The following is a 24,267-nucleotide window of genomic DNA, read 5'->3' as shown; positions in this document are numbered from 1 at the left end:
GAGGAGATTCCGCTTGTTTCCGCGAGGTCGCGGTTCTGTACCACGGCACGGATCCGGCGGCCCATGGATGACTGCTTGAGTGCCAGCGACACCGCGATCACGGCGGCGATGGAGAGCACAAGAATGAAGATTCGGGTCCGGGGAACTATGGCGCCGAAGATTTCGACGCCACCCGAAAGCCAGGTCGGCGCTATGACATTGACGGCGGGTGCGCCGAAGATGTCGCGTGCCAGTTGTTGAAGGATCAGGCCGACGCCGAACGTCACCAGCAGCGTATCGAGTGGGCGGTGGTACATCCGCGACACCAGAACCACTTCCAGGAGGACACCCATCAGCCCGCCGACGACAAAACCGACCAGCAGAGAGACGATCAAAGATCCCGTGGCGTTGGAGATGACCTGCTGCACTACGTAGGCGGTGTACGAGCCGGCCATGATGAACTCGCCGTGCGCCATGTTGATGACGCCCATCTGCCCGAACGTCAGTGACAGTCCCAGCGCTGCCAACAACAGGATCGATCCGATACTCAAACCCGTGAACAGCTGTCCGATCATTACATCCATGACAGACGTTCCGCCTCTCTACCAGTCGGTTTCATTGCAGTCGGAACCTTCTACTTGCTGCTGCTACCCAGACCCGCGGCCCAGGGGTAGTTCTTCAGGTACGGATCGGGTTCGATTGGCTGTCCGGAATCCCAGACCGTGTAAATCAGTCCGTCGCTACGGATCTCGCCGATGCGTGCGGTTTTGGTGATGTGGTGGTTGTCGCCGTCGATGGTGACCAGGCCTTCGGGGGCGTCGAACGTGACTCCGTCGGCGTTGTCCTGAATATCCTTGACGGCAAAGGATTTAGCCTTCTCGACTGTGTTTTTCCAGAGGTAGACCGAGGTATAGGCGGCTTCCATCGGGTCCGACGTGGGCTTGTCCTGGCCGAACTTGGCCTTGTAGGCCGCGACGAACTTGTTGTTCTCCGGGCTGTCGATGGTCTGGTAGTAATTCCACGCTGTCAGTTGACCTTCGACGTTCTGCACGCCGATACCGCCCACTTCTTCTTCCGCGATGGAGACGGAGACTACGGGCATATCAGCGGGCTTCAATCCGACGTTGGTGTACTCGCGGAAGAAAGCGACGTTGGAATCGCCGTTGAGAGTGTTGAATACGGCGTCGGCGTCAGCCGTGCGCACCTTGTTGACGATGGTCGAGAAGTCGGTGGACCCAAGAGGGGTGTAGTCCTCGCCCTTGATCTCCATGCCGTTGGCTGCTGCGTACGCCTTGATGATGCGGTTGGCAGTCTGAGGGAAGACGTAGTCGCTACCAACGAGATACAGCGACTTGGCGCCCTTCTCCTTCAGGTAGTCCAATGCCGGAATGATCTGCTGATTTGTGGTGGCACCGGTGTAGAAGATGTTCTTGGAATCTTCCAGACCTTCGTACTGCACGGGGTAGTAGAGGAGTGAGTTGTTGTCCTCGAACACGGGAAGCATCGCCTTGCGGCTCGACGACGTCCAGCCGCCGAAAACTGCTGCGACGCAGTCGCTGCTGATAAGTTTCTCGGCCTTCTCGGCAAATACCGTCGGCTCGGATGCGCCGTCTTCGGCGACGATCTGAACCTTCTTGCCCAGCACGCCGCCGGAGTTGTTGATCTCTTGAACTGCCAAGGCGATCGAATCACGCACTGTCACTTCACTGATGGCCATCGTGCCGGACAGTGAGTTGAGGGAACCAACTTTGATCGTGTCACCCGCGGTATCGACACACGACGTTGTCGTTGTCTCACCCGTCGCGGTGTCGCTCGCTTTGCTTCCACAACCGGTGAGTACCAATCCGAGTGCGGCAAGTGCGGCCGGTGCGGCAAGGGTGCGCTTCGAGAAAGTTCGCATATACGTGGCCTTTCGTAGTCGAGGGCTCGGTGTTTCAAAGACACTGTGTGACGTGCTGTGTATCCAGATGTCGTATACGCCGTTGTATTCGTCGATTGCAGAGCGTAAGTAGAACTTGTTTCGGAAAGAATGACCGTCAGTCACCATCGTGTGTCCGACATGTCGATTTGATTTCGTGATTCTCACCGTGCAGGTCAGAGCGGTCGCGGTGTTAGCATCCTGGGTATTCGATCAAGCATTCGCTTGAAGATCTACATGTTGGAGGGGACTAGTCAGTGCGATCGACCCGACGAGAAGAGATACTCGCTCACGCAGCCAAGTTGTTCAGTGAGCGAGGGATTTCGGCAACCACGGTCCGAGATATCGCGGACGAGGTCGGAATCTTGTCGGGCAGCCTCTATCACTACTTCGATTCCAAGGACGCTATCGCGAACGAGATAGTCGTCCGCTTTCTCGATGACCTCAATGTTCGCTACGAATCGTCGATCGAATCCGGGGGATCGGCGCGCGAGCGGTTGGCGTCGATGGTTTCCGTCTCGTTTGCAACGGCGGTGGATCATCCGTATGCGACGGAGGTTTACCAGGGCGAGGCCATTCTCTCGTCTCAGCCGGATGACGCACCCATCACGATTGCTGTGCGGAAGGCTCACGACTACTGGCGCACGGCAATTGCCCGTGGACTGGCGGACGGGGAGTTTCGCGCCGACATCGATCCGGAACAATTCCACAGGCTCTTGCGAGAGTCGGTGTGGTCGACCGTTGCGCAGTACCGTCCGCAGTTGGCGGAGCGTGCCGACGAGCTCGAGCGCAATCTGATCACGGTGTTCTTGGACGGCTTTGCCGCACGCGGCGACGGCAGTGCGCCGGCGCCCCGGGTGCCGGCGGTGTCTGCCCCGGTGGATGTGCCGTCGGAGGTCAGTGAGGTGGCCGAACTTCGTTCGGACGTGGACGAACTGAAGTCCGCGATCCGCGACCTCGGCTCCGTTATTCGCGAACTTCAGGCCCAGCGACCTAGCTGATCACTGCCGGTTTCCGGCGGTTTTGACTATTTTTGTGACCCAGTGCATACTTCTGCCCAGAGCCGTAAATCAAGCGCTTGTTTGATTTACCAAATGCTGTTTGGACAGGAGTGGGATGTGAGACTCGGGAAGGCAATAGCCGTACTTGCGGTGGTCGTCCTCGGAACGGGTGCGTGCGCGTCTGCCGGGGTCATTCCGGAAGACGAGATCGTGATCGGCCTGGACGAGGATTCGACAGGTCCGGGAGCGTCGTACAGCACCATTGCCGGTCAGACGGTTCGAATGACGGTCGATCTGATCAACGACGCCGGCGGGATCAACGGCAAGCCCGTGCGCCTCGTCGTCGAAAATGACGAGAGCAGTCCCACCAAGACTCCGTCGATTATTCGGAAACTGGTGGATCAGGGTGCCAGCGCGGTCATCCTCGCGACCGGTAGTGGTTCTGTCCTGCAGGCGAAGTCGATTCTCGAGCAGTCGGAGATTCCGGCCATCGCGCCGGTTGTGCTCAGTGATGCATTTGCGTCTCCGCCGGGCAACGACTACTCGTTCATGATCCCGAATTCGCTGAAGCAGTATGCGCAGGTGTACTGCGGAGCATTCGAGAAGCTGGGCTACAAGTCGCTCGGAATCCTTGGTGATGCAAGCGCATCCATCGACGGAATCATCAAGACACTGCGACCGGATCTGGAAAAGTGTGCGAAGGTGACGGCCGTCGAAAAGGCCCCCGTCGATGCCGCTGACCTCACGGCGCAGGTATCCCGTCTCGTCGAAACCAAGCCTGACGCAATCCTTGTCGCCAGCATCGGTGGTCACTTCGAGATTCTCGCGCACAACACACTCTCGAAGATTGCACCCGAGACGCAGCGCTTCTCGCTCGCTTCGATCGGAAACCAGCCGGCTTCATGGGCTTTGGCAGATCCGAAGGCGCTCTCCGGCATGGTGTACATGGGATCTCTCAGTGCCGGTAACAAGCGAACTGCGGAACTCACCGACAAGGTCAAGGCTTTCAAGGGCGCCAACTACCAACTCACGGCGTACGACGCTCAGGCCTACGACGCAATGATGATGCTGGCGCAGGCAATCGAGATCGCCGGTGATCACAAGGACCGAACTGCGGTTCGTGATGCACTCCAACAGGTCTCGGGACTTCCGGCCACCTTCGGACAAGAAGGACTGACATTGTCCTTCAGTCCTGGTGATCATCTCGCGCCGGACAGCCTGTGCGGATTGGTGCTCATCGAGTTCGGCGACGACAACAAACCTGCCGGGCCGTGGGCTTCCTATCAGCCCCCGTGCGGATAATCGAGGAGCCTAGACATGGCAGACGCACAACTCTGGCTCGCAGCCATCGAGATCGGTGCCTTCTTCTCGCTGATCGCCTTGGGGATGTACCTCGTGGTGGTCGGCGCGGATTTCTTCAACTTCGCCATGGGCCCGTATGCCATGGCCGCAGCAATGGCGACCAGCTGGGTTGTCGTGAACCAGGGGTACCCACTCTGGTTGGCGATGCCGTTGGGAATTGCTGTAGCGGTCGGGCTTTCGGTGCTCACCGAAAAACTGGTGGTCAAGCAGGTTCAAAAGCGTTCCGGGCGAGGTGAACTGCCCGCATTGGTGGCCGTGACTGCTGTGCTGTTCGGTATTCAGCAGCTTGCGGGAACCGTCTTCGGACGTACACCGCTGCCCGGGCAGAAGATCTTCGACTTTGCCCCGGTCACCGTCCTCGGCGCCACCGTCGACAGCGCAACTATCGTCTTGATCGCCGGTACGGCACTGGTATTCCTCGGCGTCGGATTCTGGCTGAACCGCTCCACAGCGGGTCGACTTCTGCGCGCAGTGGGCGACAATCCTGATGCCGCTCGGGTACTCGGATTGCCGGTGGACCGTGTTCGGCTCATCGCGTTCACCCTGGCCGGCGTCATCGCCGCTATCGCCGGATTGCTGTTCGCGCCCAAAGCGGGTGTGCAGTTCACCAGCGGATTGTCGTGGACGCTGACGGCTTTCATCGCGCTGGTCATCGGTGGTACCGGACGTAGCTGGGCACCGCTCATCGGCGGCATGCTGCTGGGAATCGTCCAGGTATTTGCGCCGTACTACTTCGGTGCCAGCGCAGCTCAAACGGCGATCCTGCTGATCGCTCTGGTCTTCTTCGCCTTCCGCCCGGAAGGTCTGCTCTCGAGAAAGGTGCGCGTCTGATGGGTGCGATTACTACAGGTCGCGTGCCCCGGTCGCGAATGAGCCTGGGGAACGTCTCGCGTGAAGCCTTGATCACGGTGACTGTGGTTGCGGCAGTGCTTCTCTGGATGGGTCCGAGCCTCTACCGGCAGGACCTCATCTTCCTCGCCGCCACGTACTCGTTGATCGCTCTGGGGATGTACGTGCCCTTCGTTCTGGCCGGGTCACTATCCATGGCCTACAGCGCTTACGCTGCGATCGGCGCCTACGCGGTTGCCCTGATATCGGTGAAGACCGGCATGTCGATGTGGTGGGGCTGGATCCTCGGCGCACTGGTCGCTGCCGTGGTGGCAGTACTCCTCAGCCTTGCGACACAGAAACTTTCCGGCTTCTACCTGGCGGCCGTGACACTCTTGTTCGGAATGGCATTCGAGCACTGGCTGATCGATGGACCCAGCTTCACGGGTGGCTCGGCCGGAATCTCCGGTGTCGCGGCACTCACGATGTTCGGCTGGGAACCCCCGCGCTACGCGTTGGTCGTCTTCGCAATTCTGTTTGTCTGCCTGATCGCTGTCGCGGTCGATCGCCTGCGGAAGTCCGTGTGGGGCCTGATGTTGCAGGCGTCGCGGGACAATCGGAATGTTGCCCGGTCCTCCGGAGTCAATCCGACCCACTTGACGGTTGTGGCATTGGCGATCGGTGCGGCAATCGCGTCGACCGGCGGTTCGCTGTTCACCGTCTCCGTTCAAGCGGTGACACCCGAAACCTTCACTCTCAGTATCGTCTTCCTTGCGATTTTCATGCCGATCATCGGTGGCCGCGGCTCTGCCTGGGGCGCACCGTTGGGTGCGTTGATCGTGGTGATCGTGACACTCAACATGCCCGGCTACCAGGGCAGTGGTGAACTCTTGCTTGCCGGTGCAGTTCTGGTCATTCTGATCGTGGCACCCGGCGGTGTCATCGGGTGGTCTCGCGCACTTCTCGACCGAACGAATCGTATCTACCAGGAGCGTGTTGCGCGATGAGCAATCCACTACTCGAGGTTCGCGGGCTGCACAAATCCTATGGCGGCGTGCGCGCGGTCAACGACGTGTCCTTCACCGTCGGCCCCGGCGAGGTCATCGGTCTCGTCGGACCCAACGGCGCCGGCAAGACGACGCTGGTGGACTGCATCTTCGGCACCCAGCAATCCGACTCGGGAACCGTCAGCCTGTCCGGTAAAGCACTGACCGGGCCTTCGGAACGTCGCGCCCGGCACGGCCTTTCGCGGACCTTCCAGCACCCGCAGTTGGCCCTCGAGCTCAACGCCGTCGACAACATCATCCCCGGCCTGTACGGACATCGAATCACCTCGCCGCTGCATTCTCTGTGGTGGGCGCTCAAAGGACCGTTCGAGAACTGGGATCGATCTGCGGCGCGTGCTCGCGATGTCGCCCACCAGTACTCGATCACCGACACCGAAAGTGCCTGTGGTGACCTGAGTCTGGGTGCGCAGCGGCTGGTGGAAGTAGCCCGTGCCATGGCGACCGAGCCGGAGGTGTTGCTGCTGGACGAGCCTTTTGCCGGCGCCGACCACGACGGCATCGAGGCAATCTCCGGTGCGGTGCGTTCCATTGCCGCGCAGGGCAAGGGCGTCGTACTGGTCGATCACAACGTCGACCTCATCGCAGAATTGGCAACCACTGTGGTCCTGCTCAATTTCGGTGGCGTTGCCTTCAACGGTCCGCCGCGTGAGTGCCTCTCCAGCGACGCAATGCGTGAGGTGTATTTCGGTTCCGAAGACGAAGAAGGAGCTCGCGATGCTCGAGGTCGATAAAGTCACAGTGCGCTACGGATCGGCCGTCGCGGTACGCGAAGTCAGCTTCGTGGCCAAACCGGGTCAGGTCACCGCACTGGTCGGACCGAACGGGGCCGGCAAGACCAGCTTGATGGGCGCAATCTATGGTTCGGTGCCGTCCAGCGGAAGCATCAGTGTGGACGGCCGACGCGTCGAGAAGATGTCGGCGTTGCAACGCGCCCGCAGTGGATTCGCCTACGTCCCGCAGGGGCGGCAGTTGTTCATGCGCATGTCCGTACGCGAAAATTTGCGGGTAGGTGCTGATCTCCTCGGCTTGAAGGCCGACGCTGTGGACAGCGCTTTCGATCGCTTTCCGATTCTGCGTGACCGCGCGGATAGTTTCGCGGGCGTTCTCAGTGGTGGCGAGCAACAGATGCTCGTTCTGGGCCGTGCATTGCTCGCCAAACCGTCTCTTCTGCTCCTCGACGAGATGATGACCGGTTTGGCTCCGAAAATTGTGGCTGAATTACGCACGCTTGTAGGACAACTGGCAGCCGAAGGCGTTACGGTGATTGTGACTGAACCGGCATTGGCTGCATTGATGGCGATCGTGGACCGTGGATATGTCATGCAACGCGGCGAGATCATGCGCGAATGTGATTCTGCCGCTTCGCTCGACGCTGCTTACAAACAATCGATGGGCGTCCTCAGCGCCGACGGGAGATGATCGACGATCATGCAGGAACTGAAGATGATTGACGTAGCAGTCGGCGAGTTCGCGACGGATCCGGCTCGTTTCGCCGGAATCAGTATCAGTGAGATCGTTCGTCACTGGTCGGAGACCATTCCCGACCGAACTGCGTTCATCACTCCGACGTCGAGAATTTCCTGGGCGCAGTACGACGCGGCGGCCGACGCCATCGCGTCGGCGCTCGAGCTTTCGGGTGAGGGCTACGGTCATGTGGCCGTTCTCCTCCCGGACACGATGGTCTTTCACGCGGCACTCTGCGCTGCGTACCGTACCGGCCGGGTGGCCGTGGGTATCGGGTCGCGCTCCGGTCTTCGCGAAATCTCGCACCTGATTTCGCGCTCCGACGCCGGTGTTCTGGTGACCGCCCGATCGTTGCGTGGTGTCGATACCGCAGAACTGATCGCGCAGTTGCGTGAACTACATCCGGCGCTGGACATCGTGTTTGCCGACGAGAATGGATCGGTCGGGTTCGAACATTCCGCTCCCGCCGGAGTAGTGTCGCTGCCGGTTGAGATCCGAGAATTTGCTCCGACCAGTCCGTGTTTCACGACGGCTGCAGTGTCTATGCTGAATTCGACGTCAGGTACTACCGGCCTGCCCAAGCTGGTGACTCAGACGGAAGATAGGTGGGTTGCGTTCTCCGAGATCGGGGCCGACGCAGCAGCAATCGGGTACGAGGAAGTATTCCTCGGCGCCGTGCCCGCGCCTTTCGGTTTCGGGCTGTGGACTTCGCATTTCCTTCCGGCATTGCTGGGTGCGCCCAATGTGGTGATGGAACGGTTCGACGTTGCGGTGATGATCGACCTCATCGAGCGCGAGCGTGTGACGGTGTTGAACTGTGTGAGTACACAATTCAAGATGCTGTTGCGCTCAGAAGCTGCGGATAAGGCCGACCTCGGATCATTGCGGGTCATGTTCACCGGCGGCGAGGCCGTCCCGTACTCGGAGGCGCTGGCTTTCGAGGAACGAACCGGCGCAGCGGTCCTGCAGTTCTATGGCTCGAACGAGACCGGTGCAGTGTCCGTCACCACCGTCGGGGATGACTCCGATACCCGATTGCGTACGTGTGGTCATGTGATCGACCGGATGCAGGTTCGTGTATTCGACGACGCTGCAACAGAAGTCACCGGGTCGCACCGACGTGGGCAGCCTGCCGTCAACGGTCCGTTGATGTGTCAGGGTTACTGGGGCGACGTCGAGGCCAACAACGAGCTGTACACCGACGAGGGTTGGATGCTTCTCGGGGATATCGTCGAGATCGACGAAGCCGGACGTGTTCGAGTGGTCGGTCGTAAGGCCGACATCATCATTCGTGGTGGCAAGAACATTTCTGCCGTCGAGGTCGAGGAGTACGTTCGCGCTCATCCGGCGGTGGACTTGGTTGCGGCCGTGGGCGTCGACGACGCGCTGTTCGGCGAGAAGGTGTGCGCGGTCGTGGTGACCAAGGACGAGTGCGAACTCTCCGCCGAGGAGCTCACCAGTTGGATGCGTGAGCAGGGCGTCACTCGTGAGTATATTCCGGAATATGTGATGACGGTGCCGGAACTGCCGATGGCTGCGGGTGGCAAGGTAGCCAAGGGCGCTGTCAAGGAACTCGTGCGAAGTGAGTTGGCTCAAACCGTGTGAAGAGTCGGTGCTGCTGAACCGGACGGGTTAGTCTGATTCGGACATTTTGCCGAGCAGTCAGGACTCCGATGCCACAACGATCACCCTCACGGTGGCGCAAGAGACTCTTGTGGACCGCAGGTTCCGTGTCCATCGTGGTGGGTGGTGTCGTCCTCGCATTTGTTCTCAGCCCGAAGCCCGGCGCACTGACCGTGCGCTGGGTTTTCGAGCGGGACGCAGGCAAGGGGACGGCAGCAATGCAGAAATTTGCTCCGGGCGGCGTCGACGTGATCCGGGATCAGCAATATCGCGCAGATGACTCCGATGCGTATCTGGACGTCTACTTTCCCAGTGGCACACAGGCGGCATTGCCGACCGTCGTCTGGACGCATGGTGGCGCGTGGATTTCCGGAAATAAGTCCAACTACGCGACGTACTACGAGTTACTCGCGTCCCGCGGGTTCACGGTGGTGGCGCTCGATTACTCCGTCGGCCCCGAGCATTACTATCCGACGGCCGTCGGACAACTCAACGACGCCCATGCATACATCGTGGAAAACGCGGAGAGATTGCACGTCGATCCGTCGAAGATCTTCCTAGCCGGCGATTCGGCCGGCGCACAGTTGTCTAGCCAGTTGGCGACGCTCATCACCAGCCCCGAGTATGCCGAGACTGTCAGTGTGAAGCCTGCACTGCGTCCGGAACAGCTGCGTGGTGTTGTGTTGAACTGCGGAATCTACGACGTCGCGAATATGGTCGGTGGCCCGGGCATCATCGGCTGGGGTGTGGACAGATCGTTATGGGCCTACACGGGCGAGCGCGATTTTCTCAATACCGAAGCAGCGAAACAGATGTCGACGCTCAATTACGTGACCGAGGACTTTCCACCCGTCTACATCAGTGGTGGGAATGGTGACCCCCTCACCAACAAACAGTCGAAGCCGTTGGCCGACAAGCTGACTGGGTTCGGCGTCAAAGTGGACGCGTTGTTCTATCCGGCCGATCATGAACCCGCGCTCCCACATGAGTACCAGTTCAATCTCGATAATGCGGACGGGATGACAGCCTTCGAGCGCACAGTCGACTTCTTGTCCGCGCGAGTGGATTAGGCGTATTTCCTTGTTTCACTGAGGAATTTCCGATATCGGACAGTGATCGAATGAGATTGCCAGCGAATTCCCAGGTACCTATTTTCCGCTAGCCTGGTGTGCGTTGTTGTTTCCGACGCTCAGGAGTTTGTTGTGTCCAAACCGCCAGCCCCCAGATGGCGTCGGCGCATGCTCGGTCTCCTCGGTGTGGTTTTGTTTCTGGCAGTTCTCGGGGGTGCATCGGCGTATTTCAGCCCTTGGCCAGGCACGCTGGCGATCCGATGGATGGCTGCCGGCAGTGCGGATTCGGTCAGTTCGACGCTCGACGAATTGGCGCCTTCCGGCATCACGACAGTGTCGGATGTGCAATATCGCGACGGAGACCCTGATGCGATGCTCGACGCCTATTATCCGGCGGCGTCGACGTCGGCGGGGTTGCCCACGCTGATCTGGGCGCACGGCGGCAGTTGGATCTACGGCGATAAAACAGATTATTCAGGGTATTACGAGAGCTTGGCCGGTGAAGGCTTCACCGTCATCTCGCTGGACTATTCGCTGGGCCCGGACGCCATGTATCCGACGGTGCTCAGTCAACTCAACGATGGCTACCGATACATCACCGACAATGCTGCCGCTTTGCACGTCGATTCCGACGAACTGTTTCTCGGCGGCGATTCCGCAGGCGCGCAGATTTCCAGCCAGATAGCGGCCATGGTCACCGATCCGAGCTACGCCGCACAGGTCGGCGTGAAACCTAGCCTCTCACCCGATCAGCTACGCGGCGTCGTTCTCGACTGCGGTGTCTACGACATGAACGAATTCCTCGCGCGGGAAGGCAAGTTCGGCTGGACCGCAGACCGCGAATCCGTCTGGGCGTACACCGGAACCAAGGATTTCGAGAATTCTGTTGCAGTCCAACAGATGTCGACGCTCAATTTTGTGACAGCAAAGTTTCCGCCGACATTCATCACCGGCGGCAACGTCGACGTTCTGACAGCGGGCCAGTCGAAACCGTTTGCGGACAAGCTCACCAGCCTCGGCGTTGACGTCGACGCGCTCTTCTATCCCGACGACTACCAGCCGGAACTCGATCACGAGTACCAATTCGATCTGGATACTCCGGACGGTCAGGTGGCATTTGATCGCACCGCAGCATTCCTACGCGAGCATTCTCAGTAGTGTTTGATTAGCGAATTACGTACGGCGAGATAGAACTTCGGTGTTCGCTGATGTCCAAGGCCTTGCCCAGGGGAGGGAAAGCACGCTGCGGGCAGTTCAGGCGTTCGCACACGCGACAACCCGAGCCGATGGGGGTGCCGGGGTTGGACTCGTCGAGATCCAGGCCGTCGCTGTAGACGAGGCGGTGAGCGTGCCGGATCTCGCAGCCCAACCCGATGGCAAAGATCTTTTGAGGCTGACCGTAGCGAGCGGCCCGACGCTCCACCGTGCGCGCGATCCAGAGGTACCGTCGACCGTCAGGCATCTGGGCGATCTGCGGCATGATCTTGCCCGGGTAGGAGAAGGTTTCGTACACGTTCCACAGCGGGCACGTACCGCCGCTCGTCGAGAAATGAAAGCCCGTGGCGGACTGACGTTTCGACATATTTCCGGCGCGGTCGACGCGCACGAACATGAACGGTACGCCGCGCAATTTCGGTCGCTGCAAAGTCGAAAGTCGATGACAGATTGTTTCGTAACTCGCCGAGTAGAACGCTGACATTCGTTCGATGTCGTAACGGAAGTCCTCGGCCACGTCGTGGAACTGGCTGTAAGGGAGGACCGTCGCCGCGGCAAAGTAGTTGGCCAGGCCGAGACGGGCCAGCGATATCGATTCATCGCTGGTGAAGTTGCCTTCCGCCACCAATGAATCGAGTAGGTCTCCGTGCTCGAGGTACGCGAGTTCGGTCGCGAACTTGAAGACCTGCTGCCCGCCGGAGAGGTGCGACGATATTTCGAGGACCCGAGTGGTGGGGTCGTAGCGGTGCAAAATGTTCTCACCGAGATCGATGCGGCGAACAATCTGCACGTCGTGAACAGTTTCGAGTCGACGGGCAATTTCGCCCGCAACATCGCCGCGGTGGAAGCGCAGCCGAGCAGTCAATTCTTCCGCCGCAACATCCAAGTCGTGAATGTAATTCTGTCGTTGGTAGAAGTAGTCGCGAACCTCTTCGTGCGGCATCGTGATCGATCCGCTGCCACTGCCGTCGGAAAACCGATCCTCGGTGGCTGCTGCGAGCTGCGCGGTGGTGTTGCGGAAGCGTCGGTGCATGTTGACCATCGCCTTGGCCAGACCCGGATGCGTTGACACCATTTCGGCGATCTCATGGGCATCTGCGTCGATACCCATTTCTTGGTCGAGCGCCACCTCACGCATTTCGGCGATCAGCCGTGTGTCGTCCTGCGAAGAGAAAAAGGTTGTGTCGACGCCGAAGACTTCGCTGATCCGCAGCAGGACAGGCACTGTCAGTGGTCTGACGTCATGCTCGATCTGGTTGAGATAGCTTGCCGATATCTCCAGAGTCTTAGCCAACGACGCTTGGCTCAGGCCGCGCTCGGTACGAAGCTGGCGCAGCCGGACTCCGACAAAGGTTTTCGACATTTTGCCAGGATACGAGGGGTTGCGACGGTTCGCAATATTGGGTTTGCAGACTTAACGAATCGCTGGCTGTGTTTGCAGATCGCGAGTTTGTCGTATCCAGTGTGCACCCACGACTCCGGAGGTCGACGCCATGAACTGTCCACCAGTTTTCCGAACTTCCGTCGCATTGTCCGTGGCAGCCGTCGCTCTATCTCTCTTGTCATTCACCGAAGCGACCGCAGACCCGCGGCCGATCCCGGAGACAACCACGATGTTCCAGGTTCCGGTGGGGTTCGTTTCGGCCTGCAGCGGGGTTGGTTTCAGGTGTTGGGTGCCCTATCTGCTGGCAACCGTGACTCCGTCGGCAACTACGGGTGCATCAGGCACGGTGACCTTTGCAGCGCAGCCTTCACCGACAATCTCGACCACCACGCTCGACTGCATCGACGTGGCGGTGAACTGGCGCAACCTGACCACCGGGGCGGTCGGTGCAACGGTGCTCCGAGCCGTGCCACAGATCGGCCTCAGCGGGCCGATCGTGCCCGAGGAGTGGTGCCGATACACCCCTGCGACAGTGGCCACCGGAAGCGGCACGGTCGCCGCGACCGCCGACGTGAGTGCATCCGTCCACCCGCCTTCGAGCGATCTCTGGCCCCAAGTGCCGGTTAATGCCGGACTCGGAATTTTTCAGGTCCCGTAACTAGACGCGATTCTCCGATCGCGGTGCGCCCATCCCCGGATTGATCTGGAACGGACCGCTCGAGGACGGTGCGAGAGGGAAGTCGAAAATCGCAGTCGGGAGATACACCGTCGAACAGGAGTTGGGAATGTCCACGACGCCGGAGAGACGACCTTCGATCGGTGCTGCTCCCAGCAGGAGATACGCCTGCTCGGGGGCGTAGCCGAACTTCGTGAGGTATTCGATCGCGTGCAGGCAAGCGCGCTGGTAGGAGAGGTGCGAGTCCAGATACTTCTGCTCGCCGTCCAAAGTTACCGAGGTTCCGGAGAACGCCAGCCACTCGGAATGCTGCGGATCTGTGTTGCCGGGCATGAAGATCGCATTCTCGGACACCCCGTAGGTATCCATGCCGCCCTTGATGATGTCGACGCGAATGTCGATGAAGCCGCCCATCTCGATGGCGCCGCAGAAAGTGATCTCACCGTCGCCCTGGGAGAAATGTAGGTCTCCCACAGACAGATTTGCACCGTCGACAAACACGGGATAGAAGATTCGGCTGCCCTTGGTCAGGTTTTTGATGTCCTGATTGCCGCCGTTTTCGCGGGGCGGAGCAGTGCGTGCGGCCTCGCCGGCCACTCGGGTGAACTCGTCACCGGTGAGTGATCCGAGTACTGCGTCGCGAGGCTCCGGCGGAAGTGCCAGTGGGGGAACGCGATTGGGATCAGTGGCGATCAAGGCGCCTTCGCGAGCGTTCCACTTGGCCAGCAACGCTGCCGACGGCGCAGTGCCCATCAAACCGGGATGCACGATGCCGGTGAAGGATACGTGCGGAATATGGCGCGATGTTGCCGTCTGTCCGGAGAAATCCCACACTGCCTTGTAGGCGTCGGGGAACTGGTCGGTGAGGAAGCCGCCGCCATTGTTACGTGGGAAGATGCCGGTATATCCCCAGCCCTGCCCGGCCAGCGGGCCCGAATCCTCTTGGGGGATAGGGCCGATATCGAGGATGTCGACGATCAAGAGGTCGCCGGGCTTCGCGCCTTCGACGGCAAATGGACCGGAGAGCGTGTGCACCGTGGTGAGCGGGGCGTTGAGAATGTCGTCAGCCGAATCGTCGTTGTGTATTGCACCGTCGAACCATTCGCGGCAATGAACGCGAAAGGAGTCACCAGGTTTCACGGTCACGGCGGCCGGAATGTCGGGGTGCCAGCGGTTGTGCCCGACGATGGCCTGCTCGGTGAATTTCTTGGCGGAATCGAGGGGGAACAGCAGCTCTGGCATACGGACTCCTCATTCTCGGAAAAGACAGTTAGGGGCGAGGCAGCTTGCGGTGCAACGGATTAGAGGTCATCGGGGTGGGGGAACGCCGTGCGCCCGGTACCGAACCGCTGACCACTGCCGGTTCATGCGCGGAACGGGCTGTGCTGTCGAGAAGACCCATCGCTGTCGACGAGGCATGGCTCAAGCGTGGTGAGGAAACCATGCGTCGGGATTGGCCGTCGCACCGAGGGCACACGACGGACGTAGGAACCTCGGCCATTGCGAATGACCGCTCGACCGGCCCGCAGTCGGTACACCGAAACTCGTACAGTGGCATGCGGTCACGCTAGCGGAGGTTCCCGGATTGCGATACCGGAACGGAGACCTGTTAACGCAGAAGTACCACTGCGCCGTCGCCTCCGGAGCAGGTGACGATTCCGCCGGAACCGGAGCACGTCATGCGATATTCCTTGCCGGTCACCGGACTACGGGCCTCCACCGTCTTTGATTGGCCCTGGACGCCGGCATTCCCGTAGGCGCTGCGAACCGCTTCGGCAAAGCCACACGACGTGTTGGTCGAACCGATTGCCGACTCCCGGTATCCGCCGCTGACGGCACCGGCGCCGGGGCAGGCGGACGCGCCGGCCGGGAAACTCACGGCATTCGGCGTGGTTGTGGGAGCGGCGGTGGTAGTAGTGGGTTTGGTCGTGGCGGGGCTTGTTGTTGTCGGACGCGTAGTGCTGGGGTGCGTGGTGGGTTGCACTGAAGTTGAAGGGGGAGAGGAGCTTTCGAGTGTTCGTGTGACGGATGAGATCCCGGCCGCCGCGGAGTTCGGGGCCTGCTTGGGCCAGAGAATGACTGCCAACCCACCGAACAGGGCGATTGCCGCGACAATGCACAGGGTGATCACCACAATCGTCCAACCCGGCTTACTCGGCGGCGGTCCGCCCGGACCCGGGGGATACGACTGCGGCGTAGCCCGATAGACAGGCGTACCCCCGTAGCCGAGTTGAGGTGGCGTCGGCCCGGCCTGTGACCATGCTTGATTGTCGGGTGACGGCGACTGTGACTGGGGCACTCCGTTACCGCCCGCGATGCAGGGAAGTGCGCGACATAGTTGCCTTACCTTCGTGCCTGCCTAGGGCAAGCGGGATGAACCGGGAATCCTCACACTAATTTGCCGTTGCTGACTTTTCCGTCGAATCGCGCGAAATTCGCCACTGTGCCGGTCCTGCGTGCACACAAGTCTGCAATATCTGTGGGAATCCGCATCTCGGGGCCAGTTCTGTGCACTCAGGCACGGTTACCGCGAGGGATGGAAGCGTGATTGCGGTCACTCCCGGGTGGAAATTGTTGCCGAGAACGGTGTTTTCGGCCAGGGATTTGCCGGTGAAAATCTGGACCACTGTCGTTGTGTGCATTTCGTTCACAGCCTGCGGGTTTCTTGCTACTGGCCAGTAGGAAACTTGTCCGTTTCGCGCACCTCGCCCTCCACCTTTTCTTCGCAGTCTTAGCAAAGTGTGTTGAAAAGATAGCGAAGATTGGCAGTAGCTACAGGTAGACGGCACTTTTTCGATGTGTCATTCTCGATGAGTACACAAGAAGGGCCTGGCAATGATGTGAAGCAGTACGGATGTACCGCTCACAACGGGCCGGACCAGTAGATCAAAGAGATGGAGTCTTGATGTCGACCACCGGCACCCCGAAGACCGCAGCAGAGCTCCAGCAGGATTGGGATACCAACCCTCGCTGGAAGGGCGTTACTCGTAACTACACGGCCGATCAGGTCGTCAAGCTCCAGGGCACCGTCGTCGAGGAGCAGACTCTCGCTCGCCGCGGCTCCGAGATCCTCTGGGATCTCGTGAACAACGAGGACTACATCAACTCCCTCGGTGCACTGACCGGCAACATGGCTGTGCAGCAGGTTCGCGCCGGCCTGAAGGCCATCTACCTCTCCGGTTGGCAGGTTGCCGGCGACGCTAACCTCTCGGGCCACACGTACCCGGACCAGAGCCTGTACCCGGTCAACTCGGTTCCGACCGTCGTTCGCCGCATCAACAACGCGCTGCTTCGCGCCGACGAAATCGCCAAGAACGAGGGCGACACCTCGGTCAGCAACTGGCTCGCTCCGATCGTCGCTGACGCCGAAGCCGGCTTCGGTGGCGCACTCAACGCCTATGAGCTGCAGAAGGCCATGATCGCCGCCGGCGCAGCAGGCGTGCACTGGGAAGATCAGCTCGCTTCGGAGAAGAAGTGCGGCCACCTCGGTGGCAAGGTGCTCATCCCCACGCAGCAGCACATCCGCACCCTGACGTCGGCTCGTCTGGCTTCCGATGTCGCGGACGTTCCGTCCGTCATCATCGCCCGCACCGACGCTGAGGCCGCAACCCTCATCACCTCCGACGTGGACGAGCGCGACCGCCCGTTCCTCGACGGAACCCGCACGGCTGAAGGCTTCTACGGCGTCAAGAACGGTATCGAGCCCTGCATCGCTCGCGCCAAGGCTTACGCACCGTACGCAGACCTCATCTGGATGGAGACCGGCGTGCCGGACCTCGAGGTTGCAAAGAAGTTCTCCGAGGCCGTTCGCAGCGAATTCCCGGACCAGATGCTGGCCTACAACTGCTCCCCTTCCTTCAACTGGAAGGCGCACCTTGACGACGCGACCATCGCGAAGTTCCAGAAAGAGCTCGGCGCGATGGGCTTCAAGTTCCAGTTCATCACCCTCGCAGGCTTCCACTCGCTCAACTACGGCATGTTCGACCTGGCCTACGGTTACGCCCGCGAAGGCATGACGGCATTCGTCGACCTGCAGGAGCGCGAGTTCAAGGCTGCTGAAGAGCGTGGCTTCACCGCCATCAAGCACCAGCGTGAGGTTGGCGCCGGCTACTTCGACACCATCGCCACCACCGTTGACCCCAACACCTCGACGGCAGCCCTCAAGGGCTCCACCGAAGAGGGCCAGTTCCACTAAGAACTGACACGTGGCGGGGGAGAGGCTCAACTTCGGGTCTCTCCCCTGCCTGTATCACCGCTCGAATTTCTTACGTCTTCAAGGCAGTTCCGATTGCATCGGCCACCAGCGTCGACGCGGTTCGAAGTGCTTCCCGCAACAACACCTCCACCAGACAAACAAGGAGCTGACGTGACCAGCGAAAAAATTCAGCGCGTCGGCGTTATCGGCGCCGGGATCATGGGTGCCGGAATCGCCGAGGTGTGCGCCCGCGCACATGTCGATGTTCTGGTCTTCGAGCAGACTCGCGAGCTTGCAGCAGCCGGGCGGTCACGCATTCTGCGTTCGCTCGACCGCGGCGTGAGCAGCGGAAAGATCACAGAACGTGAGCGTGAGCAGGCTGCATGGCGTCTGCGTTTCACCTCCGATCTGGGTGATTTCGCGGACCGCCAGCTCGTTGTGGAGGCCGTCGTCGAAGACGAGAAGATCAAGAGCGAAATCTTCGCAGAACTCGACTCCATCGTCACCGACCCCAACGCGGTGTTGGCGTCCAACACGTCGTCGATCCCCATCATGAAGCTGGGTATCACGACCAAGCGTCCCGAGCGCGTCATCGGAATGCACTTCTTCAACCCGGTTCCGGTTCTGCCGCTCGTCGAGTTGGTGACGACGCTCAAGACCAGTGCTGCAGTGTCCGAGCGCGCCGAAGCTTTTGCCAGTGACGTCCTGGGCAAGCAGGTTGTCCGCAGCGCCGACCGCTCCGGTTTCGTCGTCAATGCTCTTCTGGTTCCGTACCTGCTTTCGGCCATCCGCATGGTCGAGTCGGGCTTCGCGACGAAGGAAGACATCGACAAGGCAACGGTTTTGGGCCTCGCGCACCCCATGGGTCCGCTGGCTCTGACGGACCTGGTCGGACTCGACACCGTCAAGTCCATCGCCGACTCCATGTACGAAGAGTTCAAGGAGCCGCTGTACTCCGCTCCGCCGCTCCTTCTTCGCATGGTCGAAGCCGGCTTGACCGGTAAGAAGTCCGGCGCGGGTTTCTACGAATACCCCGACAACGGTCGCGGCGCCAAGCAAGCAAGCTAAGGCCCACGGCCCCGTGCGCCTTTGTGGTAGTTGCGACTACCAGAAAGGCGCACGGGGTGCTTGCGCCCCGAGGTAAGAAAGGTCGACCGCATGTCCAGCAGCACCGCAGCATTCGGATCCAGCGTCCTGGGGTATCCGCGTATCGGGCCGCGCCGCGAGCTCAAGCGCGCCCTCGAGTCCTACTGGCACGGCACCTCCGACAAGGACGCACTCGTAGCGGTCGCCAAGGAACTTCAGGAATCTACCTGGAGCGAATTGGCTGCGACGGGATTGAGCCAGGTTCCGGGCAATACCTTCTCGTTCTACGATCACGTTCTTGACAACGCATTGATGTTCGGTGCCGTCCCCGAGCGGTTCAAGCCGCTCGAAAGTTCTTTGGACCCACTCGATTTCTACTTCACGATGGCACGCGGACGTCCTGACTTCCCGCCGCTCGAGCTGGTCCGGTTCTTCGGAACCAACTATCACTACCGTCAGCCCGAGATCGATGCAGACACGGCGTTCTCACTCCATTCGGAGACGCTGCTCGACGAGTTCGAACGCGCCAAGGCCCGCGGCATCGAACTGCGTCCCGTGATCATGGGACCGGTCTCGCTGCTTCTGCTTTCCAAGGTGGGGCCGGCAACGGAAGCTGCTGATCCTGATTTCACGCCGCTCGACCGTCTCGACGACCTTCTGCCTGTCTACGAGCAGCTGTTCGAGCAGCTCGCCAAGGCCGGCGCGACGTGTGTTCAGTTGGACGAGCCTTCGGTGACAGAGGATCGTACCGCCGCAGAACTCGACGCTCTCAAGCGTGCGTATGACAAGCTGTCCCACGCACCGTTGCGTCCGCGTCTCCTGGTTACCGGGCCGTACGGCAAATTCGGTGAGGCACTGAACATTTTGGCCGCGACCAAGGTTGAGGCCTTCGGTCTCGATCTGGTGCACGGCAAGATCACAGCCGAAGAGTTGGCTGCGGTTCCGCACATCAAGCGTAAGCGCATCTACGCCGGTGTCGTCGACGGTCGAAACGTCTGGCGCGTCGACCGTTTCAACACTTTGACGTACCTCAACGAGCTCAAGGACGTTGTCCCGGATCTTGTTGTCTCTACGTCGTCTTCGCTGCTGCATGTGCCTTACGACGTGCTCTCGGAGTACGACATCCCGGGTGACGTCGCAGACCGTTTGGCCTTTGCCAAGCAGAAGGTCGGCGAGGTCGTTTCACTGGCGAAGGCGCTCACCGAAGGTCCTTCGGACCGGTGGAAGAAGCGTCCGACGAAGGTGCACTTCAAGCTCAAGCATGCGGTGCGTGCCCGGGTCAATGCCGTCAAGCCGGAAGATCGGGTTCGCGCACCGTACGAGGAGCGTCGTAAGGCTCAGCAGGAACGGTTGAACCTCCCGCTGGTGCCGGCTCAGACATTGGGCTCGTTCCCGCAGACGGACGAAATCCGTCAGGCGCGTTACGAACTCGGCGAGGGCCGGTTGGCGTGGGACGACTATTACAAGCGCATCCAGGAAGAAATCGAACGCACCATCCGCCTCCAGGAAGACATCGGACTCGATGTTCTCGTGCACGGTGAGCACGAGCGCAACGACATGGTTCAGTACTTCGCCGAACTGCTCGAGGGCTATGCCTTCACACACAACGGTTGGGTGCAGGCCTACGGATCTCGGGCTACACGCCCGCCGATTCTCTACGGCGACGTTGCACGTCCGAAGCCGATGACGGTCGAGTGGATTGCCTACGCGCAGTCGCTGACCGACAAGCCGGTCAAGGGCATGCTCACCGGGCCAGTCACTATGATCGCCCGTTCGTTCGTTCGGCAGGACCAGCCGCTCTACGAAACGGCCGAGCAAGTGGCCCTTGTCATTCGAGACGAAATCGCGGATCTCGAAGCTGCCGGTATCGCCATCATCCAGGTGGACGAACCTGCAATTCGTGAACTGCTGCCACTGCGTGAGGACGGCCGGGAGGCCTACCTGGAGTGGGCCGTCGACGCGTTCCGTCTGGCAACAGGTGGAGCGAAGCCGGAAACACAGATCCACACACATCTGACGTACTCCGCTCGGTCGTCGGTGGTCGACGCCATCGAACGGTTGGATGCCGATGTGACGGCTATCGTCGCGACCCGCTCCATCACGTGGGTGCTCGACGCACTGAAGGAGGGCGCGCTCACGCACGGCGTCGGCCCCGGTGTGTACGAATCTCGCTCGGCTCGGATTCCCGACATCGACGAACTCGACGAATTGCTCACGGAGGCAAGTGAATCGATTTCTCTCGATCGCTTGTGGGCTAACCCGGACGGTGGACTCAAGACCCGCCACCCGTGGCAGCTCGAGCCTGCACTGCGCAATCTTGTTGCCGCAGCCCGGCGGTTGCGTCGTCGCGCGGAACAAGCGGAGAGCGTTCCAGAGTAAGTATTAGATTCGACACCCGAAGGGGCCTGCAGTTTGCAGGCCCCTTCGGTCGCGAGTAGGCATGTACCCATGGTTACTGCTGCCGCTTACGCCGCGATGTCCGCTGATGGTCCGCTCGAGAAGACCACCATCGATCGCCGCGAGCTCGGTCCACTGGACATTCTCATCGACATCAAGTTCGCCGGCATCTGCCACTCCGACATCCACAGCGCCCGAAACGAGTGGGGCGGAGCAAAATACCCGCTCGTACCCGGTCACGAAATCGCCGGAATCGTTGCCGCAGTCGGTTCCGACGTAAGCAAGCACAAGGTCGGCGACCGCGTCGGCGTCGGCTGTTTTGTGGACTCGTGTGCTGAGTGCGATATGTGCCTCGCCGGCGAAGAGCAGTACTGCCGTACCGGAGTGACCGCAACCTACAACGCCAAGGGGCGCGACGGTGAGCGCACCCAAGGCGGCTATTCCACCAATATCGTGGTCACGGAACACTTTGTGCTCTCGATCCCCGATGGCATCGAACTCGACGTGGCGGCACCGCTCTTGTGCGCCGGCATCACGTTGTACTCGCCGCTTCGGCATTGGAACGCCGGGCCGGGCACGAAGGTCGCGATCATCGGATTCGGCGGCCTCGGTCACGTCGGGGTGAAGATTGCCAAGGCCATGGGCGCTGAGGTCACTGTCCTGAGCCAGTCACTGAGCAAGCAGGACGACGGATTCCGGCTCGGTGCCGATCATTACTACGCCACGAAGGACGCCGAAACCTTCAAGACTTTGCGCGGTCAGTTCGATCTGATCCTCAACACTGTCTCGGTCAACCTCGACATCGACGCGTACATGTCGCTGCTGGCACTCAACGGAACGCTCGTTGAACTGGGATTACCCGAGAAGCCCATCGAAGTTCGCGCATTCTCACTCGCTGCGAACCGTCGCAGCCTGGCGGGCAGCATGGTCGGCGGGATTCCGCAGACGCAGGAAATGCTGGACTTCTGTGCTGCGCACGGGATCGGCGCCGAGATCGAAGTGATCCCCGCGAGTGACATCAACACTGCTTACGAACGAGTGATCAAGAGTGATGTCAGATATCGGTTCGTCGTCGACACAGCCACGATCTGACAACACAGTCGCAGCTAGTCGAGTTGCTCGCGGAGGTTACTGAGCGTCTTCGCGAGCAACCTCGACACGTGCATCTGAGACACCCCGACCTTCTCGGCGATCTGCGTCTGCGTCATATTGCCGAAGAACCGCAGCATCAGCACAGTTCGTTCGCGCTCCGGTAGTTTTTCGAGCAGCGGACGTAAGGCTTCGTGGTTTTCGACGTTCTCGAGTGCCGCGTCGTAATCGCCGAGCGTTTCGACGAGGGGGAGGTCGTCGGTGTGGTTGGACGCCGCACCATCCACCGAAACCGTTTGGTACGCATTGCCGGCGATGAGTGCCTGGGCGACTTCTTCACGCTCGACGCCCAGTGTTGCCGCCAACTCGTCGACGGTCGGAGCATGGCCCAACTGTTGCGACAGTTCACTGATGGCTTGACCGAGTTGGAAGTGCAATTCCTTCATTCGGCGCGGTACGCGGACCGCCCATCCGGTATCGCGGAAGTGCCGCCGGACTTCGCCCATCACCGTGGGGACGGCAAACGACACAAAATCCGACCCGCGGGTGACATCGAAGCGGTCTACCGCGTTGACCAAGCCGAGTCTGGCGACCTGGACGAGATCGTCGTGTGCTTCGCCGCGGCCGTCGAACCTCCGAGCAATGTGCTCCGCCAGTGGCAGGCATCGTGTGATGAGCGCCGCCCGCACCCGTTCGTATTCGGCGCCTTCGCGATCGAGAGTCCCGAGATTCTCGAAAACTGCTATGACGTCTCGGTATTCGTCCGTTGATCGTCGACGAGGCCGCGGTGAGTTGTCCGCGGGAGGTGTCACGGGCGCCTACCGTCGGCTTTGGTGAATTCCATCGTGGTGATGTAGCCGGAACCGTGTGGATCCGCTTCTTGGTCGAGAGAAATCGAATCGGTGAGCGCAGTCAGGATGTGCCAGCCGAACGAACGCTGGTCACCACCGTCGTAGTCGGCCGTGGTGGTCGATACCGAGACGTGCAGTTGCGGCGCGGTGAACACGAACCGGCAGACCAATACCGAATCGGGGAGAGCGCGAACAATGAGGTGTGTGCAGATTTCGTCCATCGCCAGCCGGATGTCTGCGATGGTGTCGAGGTCGAAGTTCTCCTGAATTGCAACCGTCGCGGCGAGCGCGCGCAATATCGACAGCTGGTCCGGGGTTGCCCGGATTCTCAACTCGACAACTGGCTGGGTTTGATCCTGCTCGGGCTCGATTGCGCTGAGATGTGCCATTAGTTCTCCGGATCGTCGTACCAGGAGTTGGCCGCGGCCTCTGGTGCGGTGAACGATACCCACCGATGCAATCACGGACACCCCAATACGGAAATTGACTACGCCGGTGCGCAGACTCTACAACGGGATTACCGCATTTCGTGCTACGCCAAACCACTCTCGAGTACCAAAATTTTCACAGAGAGCGAACCGGACGCTCGCAACGCGGTTGTGACCTTCATCATCTCGGGGTACTGTTCGTAACCGAGGTTGAGCACACAGCCGATGAGGGAATATCCAGTCGTTCTTCATTCGTACATTGGCCCGAATATCGAGTGCGCCCTTGGATATCCCCCGTTTTCATGCAGAGTGTAAACCGTTGCGGGATGGGAGAACCATGACTGTTGTTCCTAGGACATCTGTTTCTGGCTTGACAAACTCAGGTTTGTCGGGCTCTGGTAGGGGATCCGTCGACTACGGTCCGCCTCCTTCCGCAACGTCCACTGCGTCGTTCCGTGCACACAAGGTCAGTGCCGATACCGTGGTCATTCAGGTTTGTGGTGAGATTGATCTATTGAGCTCCAACGCTTTTCGCGACTACCTGTCGCATCACGTTGCGCCCGACCGTGCGCTGGTCGTGGATATGTCGGACCTCGCATTCATGGGAATGTGTGGCTTGTCTTCACTCTCGGTT

The 24,267-nt window shown here is 60.4% G+C and carries 22 protein-coding genes and 1 pseudogene; 15 read left to right on the top strand and 8 right to left on the bottom strand.

Annotation, left to right across the window (positions count from 1 at the left end; translation table 11 throughout):
* Positions 1–563, bottom strand: a pseudogene (locus MTX36_RS28715) (urea ABC transporter permease subunit UrtB); the annotation flags it as partial.
* 50 nt (positions 564–613) lie between these two features.
* Positions 614–1,879, bottom strand: a complete 1,266-nt coding sequence (gene urtA, locus MTX36_RS28710) for an urea ABC transporter substrate-binding protein (RefSeq protein WP_243623062.1) — start codon at positions 1,877–1,879, stop codon at positions 614–616.
* A gap of 275 nt (positions 1,880–2,154) precedes the next feature.
* Here urtA and MTX36_RS28705 point away from each other — a divergent pair, with 275 nt between their 5' ends.
* The 9 genes from MTX36_RS28705 to MTX36_RS28665 all read left to right on the top strand — a co-directional run bounded on the left by MTX36_RS28705 (position 2,155) and on the right by MTX36_RS28665 (position 11,470).
* A complete protein-coding gene (locus MTX36_RS28705) occupies positions 2,155–2,898 on the top strand; it encodes a TetR/AcrR family transcriptional regulator (RefSeq protein ID WP_243623061.1) in 744 nt (247 codons plus the stop codon).
* Between the two features lie 117 nt (positions 2,899–3,015).
* Positions 3,016–4,200 carry an ABC transporter substrate-binding protein gene (locus MTX36_RS28700; protein WP_243623060.1) on the top strand — a complete coding sequence of 395 codons (1,185 nt, stop codon included), beginning with the start codon at positions 3,016–3,018 and terminating at the stop codon, positions 4,198–4,200.
* A gap of 15 nt (positions 4,201–4,215) precedes the next feature.
* Positions 4,216–5,091, top strand: a complete 876-nt coding sequence (locus MTX36_RS28695) for a branched-chain amino acid ABC transporter permease (RefSeq protein ID WP_243623059.1) — start codon at positions 4,216–4,218, stop codon at positions 5,089–5,091.
* A complete protein-coding gene (locus MTX36_RS28690) occupies positions 5,091–6,095 on the top strand; it encodes a branched-chain amino acid ABC transporter permease (RefSeq protein WP_094271668.1) in 1,005 nt (334 codons plus the stop codon). The genes MTX36_RS28695 and MTX36_RS28690 overlap by 1 nt, the downstream gene beginning before the upstream one ends.
* Positions 6,092–6,886: an ABC transporter ATP-binding protein gene (locus MTX36_RS28685; RefSeq protein ID WP_243623058.1), complete on the top strand. Its 795-nt coding sequence runs from the start codon at positions 6,092–6,094 to the stop codon at positions 6,884–6,886. Before MTX36_RS28690 ends, MTX36_RS28685 begins: the two co-directional genes overlap by 4 nt.
* Positions 6,870–7,574: an ABC transporter ATP-binding protein gene (locus MTX36_RS28680; protein ID WP_243623057.1), complete on the top strand. Its 705-nt coding sequence runs from the start codon at positions 6,870–6,872 to the stop codon at positions 7,572–7,574. The genes MTX36_RS28685 and MTX36_RS28680 overlap by 17 nt, the downstream gene beginning before the upstream one ends.
* A gap of 24 nt (positions 7,575–7,598) precedes the next feature.
* Entirely contained in the window at positions 7,599–9,224 is a 1,626-nt protein-coding gene (locus tag MTX36_RS28675) for a class I adenylate-forming enzyme family protein (RefSeq protein WP_243623056.1), read from the top strand.
* A 68-nt stretch (positions 9,225–9,292) separates the two neighbouring features.
* Positions 9,293–10,312 (top strand): alpha/beta hydrolase, encoded by a 1,020-nt coding sequence (locus MTX36_RS28670; protein WP_243623055.1) that lies wholly within the window; start codon positions 9,293–9,295, stop codon positions 10,310–10,312.
* A gap of 132 nt (positions 10,313–10,444) precedes the next feature.
* Positions 10,445–11,470 (top strand): alpha/beta hydrolase, encoded by a 1,026-nt coding sequence (locus MTX36_RS28665; protein ID WP_243623054.1) that lies wholly within the window; start codon positions 10,445–10,447, stop codon positions 11,468–11,470.
* A gap of 7 nt (positions 11,471–11,477) precedes the next feature.
* On the opposite strand, the gene ramB is transcribed toward MTX36_RS28665, so the two are convergent.
* Positions 11,478–12,890 (bottom strand): acetate metabolism transcriptional regulator RamB, encoded by a 1,413-nt coding sequence (gene ramB / locus MTX36_RS28660; RefSeq protein WP_243623053.1) that lies wholly within the window; start codon positions 12,888–12,890, stop codon positions 11,478–11,480.
* 310 nt (positions 12,891–13,200) lie between these two features.
* Here ramB and MTX36_RS28655 point away from each other — a divergent pair, with 310 nt between their 5' ends.
* Positions 13,201–13,569 (top strand): hypothetical protein, encoded by a 369-nt coding sequence (locus MTX36_RS28655; RefSeq protein WP_243623052.1) that lies wholly within the window; start codon positions 13,201–13,203, stop codon positions 13,567–13,569.
* Here the strand turns inward: MTX36_RS28655 and fmdA are convergent, their stop codons facing one another.
* The 3 genes from fmdA to MTX36_RS28640 are packed head-to-tail and all read right to left on the bottom strand — an operon-like array spanning position 13,570 to position 15,886.
* Positions 13,570–14,829, bottom strand: a complete 1,260-nt coding sequence (gene fmdA / locus MTX36_RS28650; protein WP_243623051.1) for a formamidase — start codon at positions 14,827–14,829, stop codon at positions 13,570–13,572. It lies immediately after the preceding gene.
* 28 nt (positions 14,830–14,857) lie between these two features.
* Positions 14,858–15,145 (bottom strand): zinc ribbon domain-containing protein, encoded by a 288-nt coding sequence (locus MTX36_RS28645; RefSeq protein ID WP_243623050.1) that lies wholly within the window; start codon positions 15,143–15,145, stop codon positions 14,858–14,860.
* Positions 15,146–15,196: 51 nt separating this feature from the next.
* Positions 15,197–15,886, bottom strand: coding sequence for a hypothetical protein (locus MTX36_RS28640; RefSeq protein ID WP_243623049.1), 690 nt, complete (start codon positions 15,884–15,886; stop codon positions 15,197–15,199).
* Between the two features lie 606 nt (positions 15,887–16,492).
* Between MTX36_RS28640 and aceA the strand changes: the two genes are divergently transcribed.
* The 4 genes from aceA (at position 16,493) to MTX36_RS28620 (ending at position 22,357) form a co-directional block, all read left to right on the top strand.
* Positions 16,493–17,782 carry an isocitrate lyase gene (gene aceA, locus MTX36_RS28635; RefSeq protein ID WP_243623048.1) on the top strand — a complete coding sequence of 430 codons (1,290 nt, stop codon included), beginning with the start codon at positions 16,493–16,495 and terminating at the stop codon, positions 17,780–17,782.
* 171 nt (positions 17,783–17,953) lie between these two features.
* Positions 17,954–18,850, top strand: a complete 897-nt coding sequence (locus MTX36_RS28630) for a 3-hydroxybutyryl-CoA dehydrogenase (protein ID WP_308198266.1) — start codon at positions 17,954–17,956, stop codon at positions 18,848–18,850.
* A gap of 90 nt (positions 18,851–18,940) precedes the next feature.
* The gene (gene metE, locus MTX36_RS28625) at positions 18,941–21,247 is read left to right on the top strand and encodes a 5-methyltetrahydropteroyltriglutamate--homocysteine S-methyltransferase (RefSeq protein WP_243623047.1); all 2,307 of its coding nucleotides are present in this window, start codon (positions 18,941–18,943) and stop codon (positions 21,245–21,247) included.
* 69 nt (positions 21,248–21,316) lie between these two features.
* Positions 21,317–22,357, top strand: coding sequence for an NAD(P)-dependent alcohol dehydrogenase (locus tag MTX36_RS28620; RefSeq protein WP_243623046.1), 1,041 nt, complete (start codon positions 21,317–21,319; stop codon positions 22,355–22,357).
* Positions 22,358–22,371: 14 nt separating this feature from the next.
* Here MTX36_RS28620 and MTX36_RS28615 read toward each other — a convergent pair whose 3' ends face one another.
* Both MTX36_RS28615 and MTX36_RS28610 read right to left on the bottom strand, forming a co-directional pair.
* Positions 22,372–23,166, bottom strand: coding sequence for an RNA polymerase sigma factor SigF (locus MTX36_RS28615; protein ID WP_308198265.1), 795 nt, complete (start codon positions 23,164–23,166; stop codon positions 22,372–22,374).
* Positions 23,163–23,594 (bottom strand): ATP-binding protein, encoded by a 432-nt coding sequence (locus tag MTX36_RS28610; RefSeq protein WP_243623045.1) that lies wholly within the window; start codon positions 23,592–23,594, stop codon positions 23,163–23,165. The genes MTX36_RS28615 and MTX36_RS28610 overlap by 4 nt, the downstream gene beginning before the upstream one ends.
* A 376-nt stretch (positions 23,595–23,970) precedes the next feature.
* Between MTX36_RS28610 and MTX36_RS28605 the strand changes: the two genes are divergently transcribed.
* The coding region (locus MTX36_RS28605) for an STAS domain-containing protein (RefSeq protein WP_243623044.1) at positions 23,971–24,267 on the top strand (297 nt) is incomplete at its 3' end.

It is taken from the genome of Rhodococcus sp. ARC_M6 (assembly GCF_022810305.1).
Taxonomy (GTDB): domain Bacteria; phylum Actinomycetota; class Actinomycetes; order Mycobacteriales; family Mycobacteriaceae; genus Rhodococcus_F.
Note: the sequence above shows the minus strand (reverse complement) of the source record. Positions and strands in the feature narration are given on the sequence as shown.